This window comes from Terriglobales bacterium, from assembly GCA_035651655.1.
Lineage (GTDB): Bacteria > Acidobacteriota > Terriglobia > Terriglobales > Acidobacteriaceae > DASRFG01.
The window spans coordinates 76915-97388 of sequence record DASRFG010000025.1 but is presented as its reverse complement, the minus strand read 5'-3'; the positions used below and the strand labels follow the sequence as shown (position 1 = coordinate 97388).

At 57.8% G+C, this 20474-nt stretch carries 17 protein-coding genes and 1 tRNA gene; 9 read left to right on the top strand and 9 right to left on the bottom strand.

Translation table 11 applies throughout. The features are described 5' to 3' along the window. Nucleotides 1–4: 4 nt before the first annotated feature. Nucleotides 5–1090 (bottom strand): queuosine salvage family protein, encoded by a 1086-nt coding sequence (locus tag VFA76_12555; protein HZR32669.1) that lies wholly within the window; start codon nucleotides 1088–1090, stop codon nucleotides 5–7. A 603-nt stretch (nucleotides 1091–1693) separates the two neighbouring features. On the opposite strand from VFA76_12555, the gene VFA76_12550 reads away from it, so the two are divergent. The 3 genes from VFA76_12550 (at nucleotide 1694) to VFA76_12540 (ending at nucleotide 4739) form a co-directional block, all read left to right on the top strand. After that, entirely contained in the window at nucleotides 1694–2284 is a 591-nt protein-coding gene (locus VFA76_12550) for a hypothetical protein (GenBank protein HZR32668.1), read from the top strand. Between the two features lie 77 nt (nucleotides 2285–2361). After that, complete coding sequence (locus VFA76_12545) at nucleotides 2362–3636, top strand: hypothetical protein (protein HZR32667.1); 1275 nt, start codon at nucleotides 2362–2364, stop codon at nucleotides 3634–3636. Beyond that, the gene (locus tag VFA76_12540; protein HZR32666.1) at nucleotides 3633–4739 is read left to right on the top strand and encodes a putative Ig domain-containing protein; all 1107 of its coding nucleotides are present in this window, start codon (nucleotides 3633–3635) and stop codon (nucleotides 4737–4739) included. The genes VFA76_12545 and VFA76_12540 overlap by 4 nt, the downstream gene beginning before the upstream one ends. 111 nt (nucleotides 4740–4850) lie before the next feature. Here the strand turns inward: VFA76_12540 and VFA76_12535 are convergent, their stop codons facing one another. The 7 genes from VFA76_12535 to gnd form a co-directional block, all read right to left on the bottom strand. Then, a complete protein-coding gene (locus VFA76_12535; GenBank protein ID HZR32665.1) occupies nucleotides 4851–6344 on the bottom strand; it encodes a hypothetical protein in 1494 nt (497 codons plus the stop codon). A gap of 24 nt (nucleotides 6345–6368) precedes the next feature. After that, on the bottom strand, nucleotides 6369–7763 hold the full coding sequence (locus tag VFA76_12530) for an NAD-dependent succinate-semialdehyde dehydrogenase (protein HZR32664.1): 1395 nt from the start codon (nucleotides 7761–7763) through the stop codon (nucleotides 6369–6371). A 116-nt stretch (nucleotides 7764–7879) separates the two neighbouring features. After that, a complete protein-coding gene (gene rpiA / locus VFA76_12525) occupies nucleotides 7880–8629 on the bottom strand; it encodes a ribose-5-phosphate isomerase RpiA (protein HZR32663.1) in 750 nt (249 codons plus the stop codon). 106 nt (nucleotides 8630–8735) lie between these two features. Next, entirely contained in the window at nucleotides 8736–9704 is a 969-nt protein-coding gene (gene egtD, locus VFA76_12520) for an L-histidine N(alpha)-methyltransferase (protein ID HZR32662.1), read from the bottom strand. Between the two features lie 15 nt (nucleotides 9705–9719). After that, nucleotides 9720–11081, bottom strand: a complete 1362-nt coding sequence (locus VFA76_12515; protein HZR32661.1) for an SUMF1/EgtB/PvdO family nonheme iron enzyme — start codon at nucleotides 11079–11081, stop codon at nucleotides 9720–9722. Between the two features lie 206 nt (nucleotides 11082–11287). Beyond that, nucleotides 11288–11989 (bottom strand): HAD family hydrolase, encoded by a 702-nt coding sequence (locus VFA76_12510; GenBank protein HZR32660.1) that lies wholly within the window; start codon nucleotides 11987–11989, stop codon nucleotides 11288–11290. A 45-nt stretch (nucleotides 11990–12034) separates the two neighbouring features. Next, complete coding sequence (gene gnd, locus VFA76_12505) at nucleotides 12035–13045, bottom strand: decarboxylating 6-phosphogluconate dehydrogenase (GenBank protein HZR32659.1); 1011 nt, start codon at nucleotides 13043–13045, stop codon at nucleotides 12035–12037. A 217-nt stretch (nucleotides 13046–13262) separates the two neighbouring features. Between gnd and VFA76_12500 the strand changes: the two genes are divergently transcribed. Next, a tRNA-Met gene (locus VFA76_12500) sits at nucleotides 13263–13339 on the top strand. Nucleotides 13340–13356: 17 nt separating this feature from the next. Here the strand turns inward: VFA76_12500 and VFA76_12495 are convergent. Then, complete coding sequence (locus VFA76_12495) at nucleotides 13357–16011, bottom strand: protein kinase (GenBank protein HZR32658.1); 2655 nt, start codon at nucleotides 16009–16011, stop codon at nucleotides 13357–13359. 660 nt (nucleotides 16012–16671) lie between these two features. Here VFA76_12495 and VFA76_12490 point away from each other — a divergent pair. The 5 genes from VFA76_12490 (at nucleotide 16672) to VFA76_12470 (ending at nucleotide 20472) form a co-directional block, all read left to right on the top strand. Next, nucleotides 16672–17211 carry a CPBP family intramembrane glutamic endopeptidase gene (locus VFA76_12490; GenBank protein ID HZR32657.1) on the top strand — a complete coding sequence of 180 codons (540 nt, stop codon included), beginning with the start codon at nucleotides 16672–16674 and terminating at the stop codon, nucleotides 17209–17211. Between the two features lie 408 nt (nucleotides 17212–17619). Beyond that, nucleotides 17620–18249 (top strand): hypothetical protein, encoded by a 630-nt coding sequence (locus VFA76_12485; protein ID HZR32656.1) that lies wholly within the window; start codon nucleotides 17620–17622, stop codon nucleotides 18247–18249. 18 nt (nucleotides 18250–18267) lie between these two features. Beyond that, on the top strand, nucleotides 18268–18660 hold the full coding sequence (locus tag VFA76_12480) for a GntR family transcriptional regulator (protein ID HZR32655.1): 393 nt from the start codon (nucleotides 18268–18270) through the stop codon (nucleotides 18658–18660). 4 nt (nucleotides 18661–18664) lie between these two features. Beyond that, entirely contained in the window at nucleotides 18665–19540 is an 876-nt protein-coding gene (locus tag VFA76_12475; protein ID HZR32654.1) for an ABC transporter ATP-binding protein, read from the top strand. After that, entirely contained in the window at nucleotides 19537–20472 is a 936-nt protein-coding gene (locus tag VFA76_12470) for an ABC transporter permease (protein ID HZR32653.1), read from the top strand. Before VFA76_12475 ends, VFA76_12470 begins: the two co-directional genes overlap by 4 nt. The last annotated feature ends 2 nt before the right edge of the window (nucleotides 20473–20474 follow it).

Here is a 20474-nt window from a genome sequence, read left to right as displayed (position 1 = left end):
GCTATCAATACATGATGGTGCGAGTGAGATGGTGCGGCCAGAATGTCGTGTGGTAATGCGTCCATAAGCGAGCGTCAATCTGCGGAATAATCACTTGCATGTCTGATGGACGCCGCTTGTTGACCTCTTCCCGCAGCAGCGCCGTGGCATAGAGCGTGTGCGCGCGAATTTCGATTTCCTGGGTGCTGTCGCGCGGCACCATGCGGTGCTGGTTGATGGTTTCTTCCAGCCCCGGCGAATATTGCAGGATGTCCATCACGCGTAACGCCGCCGGAACAATGTAGTCGGCAAAGGCGGTCATCTTTTCGGGATCTTGCAGCTGGAAGCCGCCTTTGGCATGTAACGCACTGTAAAGCATCCAGACACCGAGCTGCGGAAGCTTGTAGATCTTTATCTGTTTGCCGTCGTAGGTGCTCACATCATTGAAGCGAGGAAACTCGGCGACGAGTTTGTCCACCAGTCCCCTTCCGTTGTCATAAACCCGCGGCGATGCCGATTTGACGAAATTGTAAAAGTGCCCGTCATAGCGCGACGCCAGGACGCCGCCCACTTCGTGAAAGATGGCGACGCGCTCGTCCAGCATGGGCATCTCGATGTTGCCCCGGAAAATGCGCTCGAGCTCGGCACGGGTCACCCGGCTGAGGAACTTGCCATCCAGAATTGGGATGTTCTCGTCGAGGGCACGCTTGAGGCAGCCAAACATCGCGTCCGAATCCGACCAATGCTTGCCGGCGAAGTCCACCTGGAACTTGATATTGGTGCTGAAGTCGGTGAAGGCGAAGTCAATGGCGTCAGCCACCAGGATGAAATCAATCGCCTGCCGGGGATTGTCGCCGATCCCGAAGGGTAGGCCGAACTCGGGCAGAGGCAGCTCTTCATAGGCCATCCAACCGGCGTGCTCCCCAATTTTGGCGACATTGGTGTGGACGTCGCGGGAGTTCTCAATGACTGGACGGAGGCTGTCCAGGACGGGGCTGCCGATGGGTTGGGGCCAGCGCAGCTGGGAGGCGGCGTTGCGATTGTCAGTCCCAGGGACTGAGCGGGGTTGTTTTATAGGGGCCAAGCTGCGCGCAAGCGGCAGAGCGACCACACTCCCTCCCATCTTTTTCAAAAAGTCACGGCGATCTGGACGACCGCTCGCATCTTCCGTGGGTCCGGTCCGCTGCATGTTGGGAAGGCGGTGGAATTAAACGATTAAACCCCAGGCGGTGTCAAGCCACGAGAGATCGAGGCTCACCGAATGGACACCAGATAGGAGGCATGTAACGGTTCGTTCATCTGTCGGGTCAATCCTCCACAGTGTGTTCCAATAATTAAAAATGGAAGTTTGCTTCCTACGATAGTGGAAATTGTGCTCAGCAGTGTGTGGCGGAGATAACTATGCCCGACTTGAGTTCATCGGTTCATTCCTGTTGATCCTTCAAGGGATAAGAGCGTTTTGCGCATTCCAACTTAAGAATGGAGCAACTCTGGAACTAAAGATGCTGGCAGCTTCGGAGGACGTGTATTTTCTCTGTTCGCAAAATCGGAAAATGCGAATTAGGGGGTTGCATTCGGTGCCATCTCTGCTAACATACCCCTCCACTTTAGGCACCGCAGTTCGGCGCTTTAGGTTTTAAGACTATTTGTGGGTTATATGTACCGTATTTCCCGAAGTCACGCCACCGCCATCTCACCCCACCGGGAGTTTTCGATGCAATTCCTCCGAGCTCTCTGCTTCGTGCTTACCGTATGCCTGGCGGTTTCGGGCTGGGCGCAACACGGCGCCGTCACTGCGCCGCAAAATCTGTCTGCCCTGGTTAGCAACGCCGGGACAATCGTTCATGGGCACGTTCTTTTTGCGCGGGTTGAGCCGCATCCCCAGTTCCAGAACCTACCTACGGTGGTAGTCACCATGAAGGTGGACGAAGTGATGAAGGGACAAGCCGACAAGACCTTCACTTTTCGGCAGTTTCTCTGGGACATTCGCGACCGTTTGAATGCCGGGGGCTATCGCAAAGGGGAGGAATTAGTGCTCATGCTGACTACTCCCAGCGAATACGGCTTGTCGGCGCCGGTGGGCATGGAGCAAGGCCGCTTCCGGATATCCCAATTATCAGGTCGCCTGGTAGCTGAGAACGGTCGCGGCAACATCGGCTTGCTTGCCGGGGTGCAGCGGGACGCAGCAATGCGGGGAGTGTCACTTTCCGAGCGGTCGGTGCGGGCGCTGACGGCGCAGGCCGGGCCATTGCCGCTGAACGACATGAAGCAACTGGTAGCCGACTTAGCCAGGAGCAACCGATGAACATTCGTGGCAGGCACCTCCTCCTATTTGCGTTTGTATTGGCTGCCTGTTGCGCGGCCTTTGCCGGCGGACCTCTGATGCTGAGCAGTTCCGGCGCGCCTCTGGTCTGGAGAACATTCCCCGTCAGTTATCGGGTGGACAGCGGGCCGATGTCTATCGACAAGTCGGGTAAGGTGAAAATTACACACGCGCAGGGCGTAGCCCGCGTTAACAGCATGTTCGCCAACTGGTCCAATGTTCCGACAGCCGCCATCAGCTATGCGAATGCGGGTCCGCTTCTTGGGGTGGCGGGGGGAGACGCCAAGACGGTGGGCGACCTGAACACATTATTCAGCTCCTGCTCCCACAGACAACAGAACCCGGTAGTTTTTGACGCCAATGGAAGCATACTCACCGGACTTTTTGGCGCGCGGAGCGGGGTAATTGGGTTTAGTTCTCTCTGCGCGGTGGATCCCAGCGCTGGAACGATTCTTTCAGCCATGTTGCTGATGGGTGGCGAGTGGCAGGACTTGGATCCCAGCAACGGCGAGTTATCGAACAGCCAGTTCGATGAGGCGATCACGCATGAAATTGGTCATCTTTCGGGGCTGGGACACTCGCAAATCAACTTTGATGTGTTGTTCCAGCCTCAGGATCATTGCTCCCCCACCGACGTGGCCGGCTTGCCCTTGATGTTCCCCTTCGCCCATTGCCAGACTCGGCCTAGTCCACTGTCTCCCGATGACATGGCGTGGATATCCTTTCTCTACCCCGTGGCCACGACGGGTGGGGGAAAAACTGCCTTCAGCTCGGTGTATGGGATCGTCACCGGAACCATCTTTTTTTCCGATGGTAAGACGCCGGTGCAAGGTGCGAATGTAATTGCACGCCAGGTCGGCAATCCTAGAGCGGTGGCGGTTTCGTCGGTCTCGGGGTACCAATTCACGGGCAACCTGGGCCAGTCAATCACCAGCAACTATCTGCAATGCGCACCGGCGAGCCAATGTCCACCTCGTGGTTTTCTTGATGACAACACGGGTGGCGACGTCTTCGGTGGACGCGCCCCCGGAATGTTGGGTTCTTACCAGATGCCTGTGCCTGGGGGCAACCAGTACACGATAGAGGCGGAATCTGTGTTCGGTGCATTTACGGCTGGTTCGAGCGTGGGGCCGCTGGATCCGCCAATCCCGATACCCGGCTCCGCAGCCACCAGTTCCCCGTTTTCCGTAACCGCGGGAACAACCGGGCCGGCAGTGGATCTCACGCTCAGCAATACCCCGCAGATTCTGGATGGCTTTGAAGGCTCGTTGCTCTTGATTCCCGATGATTTGCGGGCGATCCATGGCAGCGTGAACCAGGAGCGCGGCCTATGAAGAGCGCATCTCTTTTCATCATGGTGTGCGTAGTAGCAGGTATGGTCGCGTGTGGCGGGGGAGGCTCGGCTCCGCCACCACCACCACCCCCAGCGCACCTTACTGTGACATCGAACGTGGCAGCTGGACAGGTGGGAGTGATCTACCAGCAGCAACTGCATGCCAGTGGCGGTGCGCCTCCTTATAAATTCAGCTCGGGTACGCTACTGCCACTGGGGCTCACGATGGATAAGAACGGTGCGATCAGCGGAATTCCGGCGGCCGCTGGGGCAGCGCATTTTACGGTGAACGTCACCGATTCTGGGACAGGAACCGGGACGGGCACAGTTCATCTGAATGTCACGGCGGCGCCATTCGCCATCACGACCACGAGCTTGCCCGATGCCGTGGTGAACCACTTCTATGAAGTTCAGTTGGCGACCCTCGGGACTGCCGGCCCTGGATTCTGGACACTCAGTGGTTCTTTGCCCACTGGCATGGGGTTCAGTGCGCTGGGAATTGTGACCGGCACACCAACCGTGACAGGGTCTTTCTCCTTTACCGTTAGCGTGCCTGATAGCATTGGCACTATCGCCACCCAGGCGCTCACCTTAAACGTGGTTTCCTCGGCGGCGCGCAATGACGATATCGCCCACGCAACGCCGATTACGCGGGGGAAATTTACTGCCTCCCTCAGCCCCGGATTTGACGCCAGCACCGGCTTGCTTGCGCCTGCCGATTCTGATTTTTATGCTGTGAACACTGTGGGCGGGGCAACCTACACCATTGAATCATTTGCCGACAGACTGATACCTACACCCTCGCAGATGGATACCGTCATAGAACTAGTGGACTCGAATGGGCAACGCCTGCAGACCTGTGACGATCCGGCGCTGGATGCGGCCACCGCGCCTCTTGTTCCACCCAAGCTGGTTGGGGGATTCTTCGACCAATGCATCAACGATGACGTGCAGATTGGCGGGTCAACCCGCGACTCGCGAATACTTCTGCGGGTCCCGGGCGCGTTGGGGGCCCCGACCACGTTCTTTGTTCACGTATTCGAATTCCGTGGTATGGCCCGGCCGGATTTTATCTACCAACTGTCGGTGGATGGGTCGAATTAGTTTTCAGATCTTCATTACAAAGGACACAAGGCTTTAACCACAGAGAGCACAGAGTCCACAGAGGGGCCAGGCTTTCTAAAGCGACACCAACAGCTCTAAAACGCTGGAGCTTCAATCAGTATTCCTCCTCTGTGCCCTCTGTGGTTTATTGAGAGCCACCCCAAGCAAAAGTAATACCGCCCACCCGGCCAATAACGGTACCAGACTCGTTAGGCCGCGCAGTCCAACTAGCGTTCCTAAATTGAATCCATTCTCGTTGAGCGGGATGCGGCCACTGCGGAAGGCTGGCCAGAGATAGTCGCGAACCGGATATTTGATGGCGTCCGGTGGACTGATGGTGGTGCTGACAGCAATCAGAGATTGTGCAGCGCCGATCAGGGCGAATCCGAGCAGCACGCCACGCAGCCACGGGCGCGCCGTCATCCAGAAGGGCGCCAGGCCGAGGCAGATGAATGGCAGTCCCGGCGAGAGGTAGCGGGGACCATAGATCCATCCGGCGTACCAATCCAGAAACGAAGCGTTGAAAAGGAGAAAGTAGAGAGCAATCGCCGCGGCGGCGAGAGTGCTGCTGCGCGCTTCCCGCTGCTTCCAAAGGGTGACGAAGCCAAAAGGAGCCAGGATAAGCACCGGCGCCAGGGGCAGCAGCCCGCGGCGGGTGCCGATCAACAGGTGAAGTAATACATTAAGTTTGGGGTAAGTCACTCCGAAAAAACCGGTGTGCACGGTCTGGGAAAAAGTAGCATGGTGGCTGTAGCCCAGGTTGAAGAGCGATCCAAAAGCCGCCACCTGATAAGCCCAAAGCACGGCAAAACACAGGGAGGCCGCGCCGGTTACCGCCAGGACCACACGGCGGAGACGATCTGCTCCGCCGGCCCGCGCGTGCACGGCGGCAAGAACCGCCAGGATCACCGCTGGTATTGCCGCGGGAAACTCGCTGATCGTAGCCCATCCGGCGAAAAATCCGACTGCCGATCCGAGCCAAATGTCGTGACGCGGGCTGCGGAACCTTCGGAGTGCAACTGCGGCAGCGAACGCGAACACCAGACAAGAAGCCGTGAAAGCGTGGCTCAAGAACCCCGTTCCGTAAGCCCACATGGGAGTGGCAAGCGCATAGCAGAGAGCCGCAAAGAAAGCGCCGTTGGCCGAACACCCAAGCCAAAGGCAGATGAAATACAAGCAGCCCGCTGCGAGGGCACCAGGAACGACGACGGTGGTGAGCGTGGCAAGGTAGTTCAAAAACCAGAGCGAGCGGCGCGATGTGGGGTTTGCGCCGGCGGCAATGAGGACGGCACGCGCAGCCGCCACAACCGGCACGGCAGCGAGCGCCTGACCGGGAGCTTTGTCGGAATAATAGTGGCCATTCCAGAGCGCTTTGTCGCCGGTGTTTTGCTGGTAACTATCAATGCAGAGCGTGTGCTGCTCGACGATGGCCCGCACCAGATCAAAACGCGAATTGGAATTCGCGCTGGTGCCAGCATAGAAGTAAGCATAGGAAACAAAAACAACCACTACGATGAACCCTGCGCGAGCGTTGTGACGGGGGTTAACGGTCCCGCAAAGTGTGGCTGGAGCGGGGGTCGGCGCGGAAGTCGTGAGTTGTTCCACTAATCTCGACAGCGCGTCAGCAAGCTAGGCAGCCACCTGCGTCTTCTTGGCGGCTTCCTGTATCCAGATGGTCTTGATGAGCGTGAACTCGCGGATGCCATGCACTCCTAGCTCGCGGCCGTATCCGGACTCTTTGATGCCCCCAAATGGGAGACGCGGATCGGAGGCCACCATTTTGTTGATGAAGACCATGCCGGCCTCGAGTTCGTTGATGAAGCGTTCACGCTCGCCTGCGTCATTGGTCCACGCGCTGGCGCCCAGGCCGAAGCGGCTGTCATTGGCAATACGAATCGCGTCATCCACATCTTTGGCGTGAAAGATGGACGCCACCGGGCCGAACAGCTCTTCGTTATAGGCCGGCGAGTTCTTGGGAATATTGGTGAGCACCGTGGGCTCGTAGAAGTTTCCTTTTCCGGGGCGGCGCTTCCCTCCAGTGAGAAGCCGGGCTCCGGCTTCAATTGACTTCTTCACGTCCCGTTCAAGGTCGGTGACCCCGTCCGGGGTAGCAAGAGGTCCCAGCTCAGTTTGCTCGTGGAGCGGGTCGCCGATATTCAGCGCTTCCATCTTCTTCACGAACTCGCGCTCGAACTGCTCCGCAATAGGCTGGGCAACGATGAAGCGCTTGGCTGCGATGCAGGACTGGCCGTTGTTGATGATTCGGGCCTTGACAGCCGTCGAAACCGCGTCGTCCAGGTCGGCACTGGGCATAACAATAAAAGGATCGCTGCCTCCGAGTTCCAGCACCACTTTCTTGATTCTCTTGCCGGCACCGGTCGCCACCTGGACACCTGCTTCCACGCTGCCGGTGAGGGTGGCCGCGACGATCCGCGGGTCGGCGAGGACTCTATCCACTTGCTTGGCGGGAATGAGGAGAGTTTGGAAGGCGCCTTCCGGAAAACCCGCCCTATGGAAAATGTCGGCGATGGCGAGCGCGCACTGCGGGACGTTCGAGGCGTGCTTCAGCAGGCCGACGTTGCCGACCATCAAGCTGGGAGCGGCAAAGCGAAATACCTGCCAGAAAGGAAAATTCCACGGCATGACCGCCAACACCGGCCCCAGCGGCTGGTAACGCACGTAGCTGCGGCTGGCGGTGGTCTCCACGATCTCATCGGCGAGGAAGCGTTCCGCATTCTCTGCGTAGTAGCGGCAGACCCAGGCGCACTTGGCGGCTTCATCAATGGCGGAGCGCAGCGTCTTTCCCATCTCCCAGGTCATCAGCCGGCCCAACGCTTCTTTTTCGGCCTCGATGATTTCGGCTGCTTTGATCATCCAGCGAGAGCGCTGCGCGAAAGGAACCTTACGATAATTGCGAAAGGTTTCAGCCGCGAGAGCGATCTTGGCGTCGAGTTGCGAATCGGAGAGCGGCTCGAAGGTCTTCAGAACTTCACCGGTTGCGGGATTGATGCTGGCAATCGCCATTTCTGCTCTACCTCCGGGTATGTGTGCGACGGCAGGCCGGATTGCAGCATGGTCGGCCCTATGACACGAAGCTTAAGGATACAGGAATCGCCGCAACCGGTCAGCTAGGTTCGGCGTCAAGGCAAGTCGTTGAAATCCGAGGCCGGGCGCGGCGGCTGGCCGGCACGCAGGACAAGAACATCTTTGCCGTCGCCGACCAGGGCGGCGCGTGCGTACCCGACAAACAAGCCGTGTTCCGCAATTCCAGGAATGTCTTTTAGCCGGGCAGCCAGGCTGACTGGATCTCTGATCACGCGGAAATGGCAATCGAGTACGCAGTTCTGCTGATCGGTTAGGAATGGTTGGTTCGCCGTCATTCTCTGGATCGGCTCAGCGCCCAGTTCTGCAATCTGATCCATCACCCAGGGCAATGCAAAGGGCACGACCTCGACGGGCAGCGGAAACGCGCCCAGCCGCTCCACGCGTTTGGAAGAGTCGGCGATGACCAGGAAATAACGGCATGCGCGAGCGACCACTTTCTCCCGCAGCAGGGCTCCCCCTCCGCCCTTTATTAAACTCAGATCGGGAGCGATTTCGTCCGCACCGTCCACCCCAAGGTCGAGCTGCAGCCCGCGCCTGGGCTTAATCAATGGAATGCCCTCTTTCCTGGCCCGGGTCTCACTTTCGTTTGAGGAGGCGATGGCTTCGATGCGTAGTCCCTCGCTGCGCACGCGCTCGCCGAGAAAAGTGATGAAGTAATTGGCGGTGGAGCCGGTGCCGAGTCCGAGCCGCATGCCGCTCTTGACCCATCCGACAGCGGCGCGAGCGACAGTCTGTTTTTCCTGGTCCAGTTGTTCTTTGGTTTTTTGGAGAGTGGGGAGGGTCATTGGTCAGGAAGAGTTTACAACGGTTTATCGCAGCGCTAAAGCGCCGCCCCACCCAAGGGCAGCAGCGTCGCCCAGAGATGACTGAAATCGCCGAGCAAGGGGGGCCTCACTCGGCGATCAACAGGTTTTCGGCGAAGGGCCACTCGTGGTCGATCCACTGGGCGTCACAGCGGAAGCCGGCAGCAGCGGCGATCTCTGGCACCTCTTCGCGAAAATACTTGTGACTACTTTCCGTCCAAATGGTTTCGCCCTTAAGAAAGGTGACTGAGAGCTCGGATTTCGGAATATTGACGGTTTGCTTCCGCAGAGAGCGGAGATGCATTTCCACGCTGCGGGCCTGACTATTGAACTTGGCAACGTGCTCGAATTGCTCTAAATCAAAGTCCGCGTCGAGCTCGCGATTGATGCGGGCGAGCAGATTCAAATTGAAGGCGGCGGTCACACCGGTGGCGTCATCGTAGGCATCGAGCAATTGGGGTCTGGGTTTCATTAGATCAGTGCCCAGCAGGAGCGCGTCGCCGGGTTGCAGAATTTTCCGCACTTCAGCCAGGAAGCGGGCGCCTGCGGGCCGGTCAAAATTGCCAATGGTGCTTCCCAGGAACAGCACCAGCAGGTGCTCGCCATTTTTGCGGCGCTCCGCCACTTCACGTAAACCATCCAGATATTCGCGCTCAAAACCAACAATGCTGATGGAATCGATGTCGCCCAGCTCACGCTTGCACATGGCAAGGGCGGCGGGCGAAATCTCAATCGGACAATAAGATGTGTGCTGATTCCGGGAGAGGGCCTTCAGGATCCAGCGCGTCTTTTTGCCGCTTCCGCTACCGAGTTCGGCCACGGTGACGCGCGCGGGAAGACGGGAGACGATGTCGTAGGCGTTGCGCCGCAGTAGCCGCTGATCGGCGCGTGTAAGGCCATACTCGGGAAGCAGGCTAATCACCTCGAACAGCGCTGAACCGACATCGTCATAGAGATACTTGGAAAGAAGTTCTTTCTGTCCGGGCTTGGACAATCCTTCGCGCACGTCGGCCGCGAATTCATAAACCGGTTCGGGGGTAATCGCATGTACCAGCATGGTGTCCCGTGGGCCTCAATTAATGACGCAGCGAAATCCTGAATAGACGTACTGGTAATGCGACTGGAACCAGTTGCGGAAAGAACGTCGCAACATGCAGGCGGCGGTGCGCGCCGACCCGCCTTTCATAACGTAGTGCTTGCCATCGAAAAAATCGGCTGAGTATCCCAGATAGAACGGAAATGGCTGGAAGCCGGCAAAGGGCGCGAAGATGGTAGAAGTCCACTCCCATCCATTGCCGAGTAAACCGGCGACGCCGAATGCGCTCTCGCCTTCGGGGAAAGCGGCGACTGGAGCCGGGTCCCAGCTATGAAAGTCGAGGTTCCCTAATTTCGCGGATGGCGGTTCAGAACCCCAGGGGTAGGCACGTTCAGCGCCCTCCGATGTTCCATAGGCGGCGCGGTGCCACTGCGCTTCGGTCGGCAACGACTTCCCTGTCCAACGCGCGTACGCGCTGGCCTCGGCGTGGCTTACATAAACTGGCCACTCGAGCGGCAGCGGTACTTCTTCAAACATGGTGCGGTAATGCCAATGACCGTCCTGCAGATTCCAGAAGATGGGGTGAGAAATGCTGTGCCGGTTTTTCCAGTTCCAATCGGCATCCTGCCACAACTCGCGATTTTCGTAACCGCCCTGCTTGATGAACTCGAGGTACTGCGCGTTGGTGACTTTGTATTTATCAATAGCAAACGCGGGAACAGAAACGGCGTGCGCTTCAAATTCGTTGTCCCAACCAAAAGTCTGATCTTTACGCGGGAGTCCGAGGGTCGCAATGCCGGCAGGAATCTTGATCATTTCTGGGATGCCGAATGGGATCGGCATTTTCGGCATTCGCGGCTTCTCGACTTTTTGGTTAAGGGGCAACTGGTGCAGCATGTATGTCAGGGTTTCGGCGTGCATCAGCCGATGCTCGATGGCGACATTGAGCAACACCGAAGCTGAAAACTCGTGTGATGCAAGTGAATCCGCAGAAGAGTTCGCAGAAGCGCTCGCAGAAAAAAGATCCGCGTTTTCGAGTGCCCTGTCCAGAATCTGCCGAACATGAGCGACATAATTCCGTACCTCGGCCAGCGAAGGCCAGTCTGCGGGCTGGTCGGTGGGCAGGCCACCGCCGACCGGATCAATGCCGAAAGCGAACAGCCGGTCAAATTGAGGATTAATTGGGTTGGCGCTCAGCAGCCGATCGCGGAGAAGGTTCCAGTCAAAGGCTTCGAGATGACCGAGATAAAAGATGATGCGATGTCTTTCCGGAATCGGGCGCTCATATAGGAAGTCGGGGCGCACGATATCGAAAAGTTCATCGGTGCGGAAGCGAGCATCCGCCAGGCGATCGAGGAGTTCGTGGCGGATGGCGACTTGCTTCTGCGCAGTAGGCATTCGGCCTCCTGAAGTGGGTTCCCTTTCAGTTCCCGTACAAACCTCGAACGGGTCGCACCGCAACAGTCTTAGATGCGGAGGATGCAGGGCTAGTCACAAATCCTGTTCAGAAAAGGGCTGCCGGATGCGGTATCACGAAGAAGCTTTCTGCGATTTTTGGACAAGAAATTGCAAAGGGAGGCTGGCAAGCCTATCAGCGAGCTGGTTCAGGCGCGCGCCCGAGGCTTGCGGCTGTTGCCACCCCGCTCGAGCATGCCGCGAAGATCAAGGTCTACGAGTTCGCCGATGCGGCCAATGCTAAGGTCCGCAGGCGGATTACTGGCCAGAATTTCGGGATCGTTGGCGTAGTGTCCCTGGCGTGGAAAAACGGTTGTGACGCGAGTTTTCCAGATCTTTTTCACCTCCGTCAGAATGCGCAGCTTGTCGTCAATGAAAACGTAGTGATCAGCGGGAAAGCGCTCGGCAACATCGTCGAGTTCTCGTTCCTTATGGACGTAAATCAGCACACTGCCATCCACGGCCTCCCACAATCCTGAGCGCCGGACCTTACGCGGCTGAAAGACGACGTCCCCGTCAGAGAGAATCACCGGACGTCCGAACTGCTTTACATACTCAAGGGCGTCTATCGAATTAGGAAAGAGCCGATTGGCAAAAGGGTATTCGAGCAGAAAATCCGACACTGTCATCAAATGCGGGTCGCGCGGATACTCGGCACGGTAGCGTTGCAGAGCGCCGAGATAATCGGCGTACCCCATCTCCGTACGCAGCTCTTCAAAGATCGCCCAGTAGCGTTGCTGGCGCTCGTGGCCGACTTCCCGCTCCAGGTGGCGTCTGAGGTCGGCGGCGATGCGGTCGTTGTCGAGAAGCGTGTTGTCAACGTCGAAGAGGAAGACGACGGTTTTACGCATAAAAATCTGGTTGCTCCGATTACGCACTGGGCCGATGGCCGCCGATTACTTGGTTTCCACGTGGCCGCCGAATTCGAAACGCATGGCCGAAAGCAGCCGATCGGCAAAATCGGCCTCGCCGCGTGAACTGAAGCGCTGAAACAGCGCGGAACTCAGCACCGGCACGGGCGCGCCTTCATCAATGGCGGCGGCAATGGTCCAGCGTCCTTCCCCGGAGTCCGAAACCCGGCCTGAGAACTTTGCGAGATCGGGCGACTTGCTCAAGGCGATGGCGGTGAGATCGAGGAGCCACGATGCGATCACGCTGCCGCGCCGCCAAACCTCGGCGATATCGCCGAGGTTGAAATCAAATTGATAATGCGTGGGCTCACGGAGGGGGGTGGTCTCGGCATCTGTCGAGCGATCCTGCTTGCCGACATTTGCGTGTTTCAGAATATTAAAACCTTCGGCGTAGGCGCCCATCAGACCATATTCAATTCCGTTGTGTACCATTTTCACAAAATGTCCGGCACCGGAGGGACCACAATAGAGGTAACCTTCTTCGGCGGTGCCGGCGCTCTTCTCGCGGCCAGGCGTGGGCGCGGTGGAGGCACGTCCCGGAGCCAATGTCCGAAAGATGGGATCCAGGCGCTCGACGACGGGTTTGGGGCCGCCAATCATCAGGCAATAGCCGCGTTCCAGTCCCCACACCCCGCCGCTGGTGCCCGCGTCCACATAATGGAGACCCCTGGCGGCGAGTTCGTGGGCGCGCCGAATGTCGTCAATGTAATAGGAGTTGCCACCGTCAATGACGGCGTCGTCTTTGGAGAGGCGCGGCGCCAGATCAGTCAGAGTACGGTCTACGATGGCGGCGGGAATCATCAGCCACGCGGCGCGGGGAGGCTTGAGCTTGGCAACAAAATCATCGAGCGATGAGCTGCCGACGGCGCCTTCTTTGACCATCGCCTGTACGGCGTCCGCGGTGCGGTCGTAGACCACGCATTGATGGCCACCGCGCAGCAGGCGACGCACCATATTGGCTCCCATTCTTCCCAGCCCGATCATTCCGAGTTGCATCTGGTCCTCCGGCGAGTGCGACAGCAATTCTAAGCGAGCGGCGAATTGTGTGCCGGATTGAGCTTAGTTCTGGTCGGATTCGGAGAGAACGAAGTTGGAGCAAGATTATCGCCGGCCATTATCGTGGGGCTCACTAAGTTGATGAACGGGGCTGATGGCGGACTATGGAGGGGGTCTCACGGTTTGACCGTGCCAGCGGTGGTTGTTATCATCAATTCGCGGGGTGGAGCAGTCTGGTAGCTCGTTGGGCTCATAACCCAAAGGTCGGTGGTTCAAATCCACCCCCCGCAACCAACCCTCAAGCAGCGGGCTTATTTCTCTTTCAGCTTCGCAGGCCAGTTGAGAATGATGGACATGGGTTCGGACTCCGCCTGCCTTAATTGCGTGAGAATCAGAAATCGCTGGCCGTCCCGGCTGACGTCGTAGGCGAGTTGGTCATTCGTGGATACTGGTTGCCGAGGAGTGGCCTGGAAAAGTACTACGGGCAGGCCGGCATCGAAATTGACCCCGGTCGTCACTGGCACGGCCATCATCTTGCTGTCCGAAGAAACATAGAACAGTTCCTTGCCATCGCCCCTCCACCGAGGCTGTTCTCCGCCCCCCGCCGAAACTTGCCACTTGCCGCGTGCATCCGGAAATGAGGTCACATAAATTTCCCACTTGCCAGTCTCATTGGAGGCGTAGGCGACCCATTTCCCGTCCGGCGAGAATTGGCCATTGCGGACGATGGATACCGCCTTGAGAAACAAATTGCTCCTAAGCCCCGGGAGAGTTAGGAACCACAGATCTGGGCCTCGCGTGTACAGGATGTACTCTCCGTTCCTGAACCAGTCATTGGGAATCTTGTGAAAGTCATCGTGCACGATGACCTTCTCTTCTTGTGCCCCGTCAGAATTCTTCATATATAAATCGACATCGAGTACGCGGTTTGAGCTAAATACCAATCGGGAGCCGTCCGGACTCCAAATGGGCACCACGTCAAAGCCGGGATCGAAGGTAAGACGCTTTGCCCTCTCGCGCTGCAATTCATACGTCCATACGTCGGTGTTCAAGCTTGCCATGTCAGTCTTGTCCACAGCGACTGATCTTCCATTCGGAGCCAGGAACACGTTGCCATACACCTCGGGCTTGCCCACCGCCCCCGCTTCATTGCCCTTGCGGTCAAACCAGAGTGGTTGTGAGAGCGCGAACCCTCCACCAGTCTGGGCCAGCAGCAGATCATTATCGGAGACTGCAAACACGGCCCTCTTGACTTGCGGCTGGTACTGAATGTCGGTCAGAATGGCCTTCGATTCTCCTAGCAATGCGAACCGTTTTAAATCGAATCGCTGGGCGAACAAGGTCTTCTCTTGGGGAAACAGCAGGTAGCCAGGAGCGGCATACGCCGCGTTGCCGGATGCTTTTACGACGAAGTGCTTCTCGTTCGAATCCAGCGAACCCACGTAGATAGCATCTACCTCCTTCCTTCCAGCGAAATTGGCTGTCATGTAGAGGTAATGCCTTCCATCGGGCAAAAACATCGGCCAGCGATGGCTTTGCTCCCCGCGACTCGGATCCGGCCTGCTGATCGGTGTCGGCGTTCCACCCGAACCAGAGACTCGATACATGCTGCCGCCAATTGGCCCCGTAATAGCGTCTGGGGTGAAAATAATCACGCCGTCTTTGTTCCAAGTACCACCACGGCCGGCAGGGGCATCGCAGAGAACCTGCACCGGGCCTCCGGGTACCTCCAGCTTCTTTAATTTTCCCTCGGCAAAGAAGGCCAGGGATCGGCCGTCAGCGGACCAGAACGGATAGGTTGCACCTTCGGTATCGACGAGGTGGTTCCCGTCTGACGATCCCAGCTCATAAATCCAGATCACATTTTTGCGCGCCGTTTCCGAGTACCCGACCACAGCGAGGGTGTGTCCGTTGGGAGCTATAGCGATATCCCGCGCGGGAAACGGAAACGGCGCATGAAAATGCATCGTTTGTTCGGCGGGCTTTGAGTTTCGCCACCAAATAAGCGTAACGATCAGCGCGACGGCCAAACCACCAACGAGAAGCCAAGCTAGTGTTTCTCTGGATTTGCTTCTCGCCCTCGGGAGTAATGCGCCAAGCGTTTGCGTACCACTGTCGCTAATCCACTTCAGCTCGCTCGCCAGATCACCCGCGGATTGCCACCGTTCATCGGGGTTTTTTGCCAGGCATTTCTTCACCACGTGGTCCAGCGGCGGCGGTGTCATCGGCTGCAGCGTGGTGATCGGTGCTGGCTCTTTTTCTAGAATCGCGGAGGCGACGCTCAACTGGCTCTTCCCTTCAAAAGCCCGCTGCCCCGTCAACATTTCGTACAGCACAGCGCCAAGCGAAAAAATATCACTCCGGCCATCCAGTTCTTTGCCTTCAACCTGTTCAGGCGACATGTACTGGAAGGTTCCGACAATCGTCCCCTGCTCCGTCACCGGCACCTGCTGCTTCGGGGCTGTCTGTGTAGCCAGGTCCCCTAGCGAGGCCGCTGGCTTAGCCAAGCCAAAATCCAGCAGCTTCGCTCCGGATTTCGTAAGCATGATGTTTCCCGGCTTCAAATCGCGGTGCACAATTCCCTTGTGGTGTGCCTTATCGAGCGCGTCGGCGATTTGCGCGCCATACTTCACGACTTGCTCGAGCGGCAACGGCCCTTTATCCAGGCGTTTGGCCAGCGTCTCTCCCTCCACACACTCCATCACCAGGTAATCGACGCCATCCTGGTGTCCAACATCGTGAAGTACGCAAATGTGTGGATGATTCAGATTGGAAACAGCCTTGGCTTCGTGTTCGAAGCGCTGCTTTCGGGTTGAATCGGAAGAAAACTGCGGGGGCAAAATCTTGATAGCGACGTCTCGTCCTAACCGGGTATCCCTTGCCCGATACACCTCGCCCATCCCACCCACCCCGAGGGGCGCCTGAATCTCATAAGGCCCGAGTTTCGTTCCTGAAGTGAGAGGCACGATATGTGCGATTATAAACCGCAGAAACCTAAACGGTTGCGCAGCAACCACGGACGCAGTTTCTTTATTTCGGTCAACCGACGCTCGGCCACAGTGTGCCGGGAAGTAGTCGCGACTCCTCGCTCGTCCTCGCCGAACTGTTCTTCGGCTGGGTCGCAAACTCTGACGAATTGACGAAAGCGCTCCACCCCAATCGACTGCCGCGCGGCGCTAGAGCATGCTGAGAACTGCATACCCTGATCTGCGTCCAAAGCCTGCTCACTGTTGACCTAACGTCGCGCTAGCACGGTTCACCTTTAATGTGTTCGCGTCAGGTACACTCACCTGGTGCTATCTGCAGCAGCAATTAAGCCAGCAGGTTGGTTGGCGACGGCGCTTCTATTCGGCGGTCCGACATTGGTTTTCGCTCTCCTCTTTCATCGGCTAGGGCCGGATCTTTGGCGTCATGGGACTTCCTGGTGGCACATTTTCCACTTGTTGCTAATCCTGCCGCTTGCGTTGATGTTGGTTGCCGCGCTAGTGGGCGCGGCTCTTGATCTTCCCTCCGTCTCCGTGAGAAGCCTGAGGCAACGGTTGCGGCTCTCCGCACCAAGAGGGACCGCCTGGCTATGGGCAGCCGCTCTCTCCGGGTTTATGTTTGGGGGGAATTGGGCGGATCTCGTGGCTGTCGCGGCATCCTCGCTCGCCCTGTGGAAAGAGAAAACAAGCCGATGGTGGGCATTCGTTGCGATTCTGGCAGCCATGCTCGTCAAGCGTAACGTTGGTCTCTTGCAACCGACTCTGCAGTCTGTAAGATTCTTTGACCCTTCTGGGTTCCACCGCGCGTTCTTCAGCCATTTCGGCCCACAGGACTTCATGGGCGTTCACTTGAAGGGGGCCTGGTGGATTCTCGTCTACTACGCAGTTGTAATGCTGGTGTGCAACATCGGCGGCGAGGAACTGTGGTGGCGCGGTTATGTGTTGCCACGACAGGAACTGGCATTTGGGAGGACTGCATGGGTAGTCCACGGCATCTTTTGGTCAGCCTTCCACCTATTCATGCAGCCGACCCTTTGGGACACAGTACGCATGGCGGTCACAGGTGTCGCGCTTTCCTTCGTTGCACAACACACAAGAAATACCTGGCCGGGCTTACTCGGCCACACTTTTGGCAATTTGACTTTCTTCCTAAGCCTCGTAAAGGGCGTCACGTCCCGCTGACACCCGCGCCTATCGATTGATCGAGTTTTTCCAAATCGGTCGCAATTCGGAAGCAAGCCAGAATTACAGAGCGTGCATGCGAGCTATGCGGCGAGACGAATCAGTTCCATGCTGAACGGCAGGACTAAACAATTCGGATGGTTGCAGGCCCCCGCAACCAAACCTTGCGTCATCATCGATGGACGGGTGAGCTCGTCTATTTTATTTGGGGTGCATTTTGAAGTTGGTCGCCCGCACGAGCGGGCGCCCCGCCCCGGCAAATCAAAAAACTTCTTGACAACTATCATAGTGTTGTAGTTGACTATATCACTAGATGACGTGCCGAGGTTATCTGCGCTGCCTGTTCGCACCTGCGTACGCCAGCCCTTAACCCTGACCCGGAAAAATGAAATTTTAAGGAGAATGCATATGAAATCCCCGCGTTTTATGCTGTTCGTGGTTCTGATCTCGCTCTCGACCGTGGCTTTAGCGCAGTCCGACGCGCACATGTCCTCTGACAAACCCGCGCCCTCGGAGGCGCAGAAGTCTGCCCCTCCAAAGTCCGAAGCTCAAAAGTCCTTCGAAGAACTGAAGACCCTCGCCGGTTCCTGGATAGGCCCGGTGACCGTCGTCCCGCCACAGCCTGAGATGAGCGATGATAAGCCTATGGCTGTTTCGCTACGCGTGACCTCTCGGGGAAACGCGCTCGTACACGAGATGCAGGAATCAGGAACGCCGCTCGATGCTAAGAGTTATGACCATCCGGTTACCATGCTCTACCTGGACGGTGCTCGCCTGCTCCTGACCCACTATTGCGATGCTGGAAACCGACCGCGGATGGTTGCCAGGACGTCGTCCCAGGGGAAGAAAGTGGAATTTGATTTTCTCGACGTTGCCGGCGGCACACAGTATGGACACATGCATCATGCAGTGTTCACAATTATTGACAACAACCACCACATTGAGGACTGGACTTACATGACGCCAGGAGACAAGCCTATCCACGCGCACTTCGACCTGCAGCGGACAAATGCTGGAAGCAGCACATCTGGTAACTGAGACGACCTGGAAGAATTGATGGACCGTGAGTGGAACAGCAATCAACCGATCTATCGCCAGCTGCGCGACCGCGTGGTGGCGATGATCCTGGAGGGCGTGCTCAAGGAAGGCGATCCGCTGCCCTCGGTGCGCAACGTCGCGGTTGAATATCGGGTGAATCCGCTCACGGTTCTCAAGGGTTATCAGCAACTGGTGGACGAGGGCCTGGTCGAAACTAGGCGAGGCCTGGGCATGTTTATCAACGCCGGGGCGCGCGGTTTGCTGCTGCAGACAGAACGCCAGAAATTTCTCACTGAAGAATGGCCCCGAATCGACGCAACCATTCAGCGGCTCGGCCTGAAAGCGGAAGAACTGCTGAATGGAAGTTCCAGCCGCAAAGCGAAATCAAAAGCCAAAGAGGAGGAGCGCTGAAGCCATGGCATACATAGAAGCTCGCGGTCTGCGAAAGGCCTTCGGCGCGACCATTGCGCTGGACGGCGTCAATTTGCGGGTCGAGGAGGGACGCATCCTCGGGCTGATCGGTCCGAACGGCGCCGGCAAAACCACCGCGCTGAACGCCATCCTTGGCCTGACGGCGTATGAGGGAGAGCTGAGAGTGCTCGGACGCGATCCCTGGATGGAGCGCGATCAGCTCATGCGCGATGTCTGCTTTATCGCCGATGTCGCCGTGCTGCCACGCTGGGCACGGGTGGCCCAGCTGCTCGAGTACGTTGCCGGCGTGCATCCCCGCTTCGATCGCGCCAAGGCGGAAAGCCTTCTGGCAAGGACGACCATCGGGCGAGACCGCAAAGTCCGGGAATTGTCGAAGGGCATGGTGACCCAACTGCACCTCGCTTTGGTGATGGCCATTGACGCGCGCTTGCTGGTCCTCGATGAGCCGACGCTTGGTCTCGATATTCTCTTTCGCAAGCAGTTCTACGATTCACTGTTGAACGACTACTTCGACCGCAGCCGCACGGTGGTGGTAGCAACCCATCAGGTGGAAGAGATCGAGCACGTGCTCACCGACCTCATGTTCATTGATCGCGGCCGCATCGTCTTCGATCGCAGCATGGAAGAAGTGGAGTCGCGCTACTCGGAAGTGGCAGTGAACCCCGAGCAGGTCGCCGCTGCCAGAGCGCTCCATCCCATGTATGAGCGCCAGGCGCTGGGCCGCAGCATTCTGATGTTCGATGGTCTGGATCGTCAGCAACTGGCTGCTCTCGGGGACGTACGGACACCCAGCATCGCCGACTTGTTCGTTGCCGTGATGGGTAATCAGGCCGGCCAGGCACAAGGAGCCGCAAGATGACTACTCAATCGAACGCCCTGCAGGAGTCTGCGATCGAGTCGCAGAGGACCGCGCCCGCGGTTGTATCAGCCACTCGGCCGTTGTACTGGTCGGTGCGACGCGAACTGTGGGAGAACCGTTCCATCTATCTCGCGCCGCTGGGCGTCGCTTCGGCGTTTCTAGTCGGGTTTCTGATTAGCCTGATTCAACTGCCGGCCAAGATGCGTGGCCTGTCGGCTCTCGACCCAGCACACCAGAGGGAAGCGATCGCAAGGCCGTACGACATCGCGGCCGGTCTGATGATGCTCACCGGCATCATCGTGAGTGTGTTTTATTGCCTCGATGCGCTACATGGCGAGCGTCGCGATCGCAGCATTTTGTTCTGGAAGTCGCTGCCCGTATCCGACCGCACCACGGTGCTCGCGAAGGCGAGCATTCCACTTGTAGTTGTCCCACTGCTCACGTCTGCGGTTGCGGTCGGCATGTACTGGATCATGCTGCTGCTGAGCAGCGCTGTAGTGCTGGGGAGCGGTCAGAGTGTCGCGACGCTGTGGACGCAAGTTTCGTTCTTGCAGATGTCACTGCTGCTGCTCTACCACATTTTTACCGCCCATACGCTCTGGCCTGCGCCAATCTACGGGTGGCTGCTGCTGGTCTCAGGGTGGGCACGGCGAGCAACATTTTTATGGGCTGCGTTACCGCTGATCGCGATCGCCGGCGTCGAGGGGATTGCCTTCCACAGTTCGCACTTCGCTGCTCTGGTGGGATCCAGATTGATCGGCGCCGAGCCACCTACTGGCTACACACCGACGAATGTCTTCCCCACAGATCCAATGACGCATATCATGCCGGCTCATTTCCTGAGCAGCCCAGGACTGTGGATTGGCCTCGCAGTGACCGCTGCATTCCTCGCTGCAGGGGTGCGGTTGCGCCGCTATCAGGGACCGATCTGATT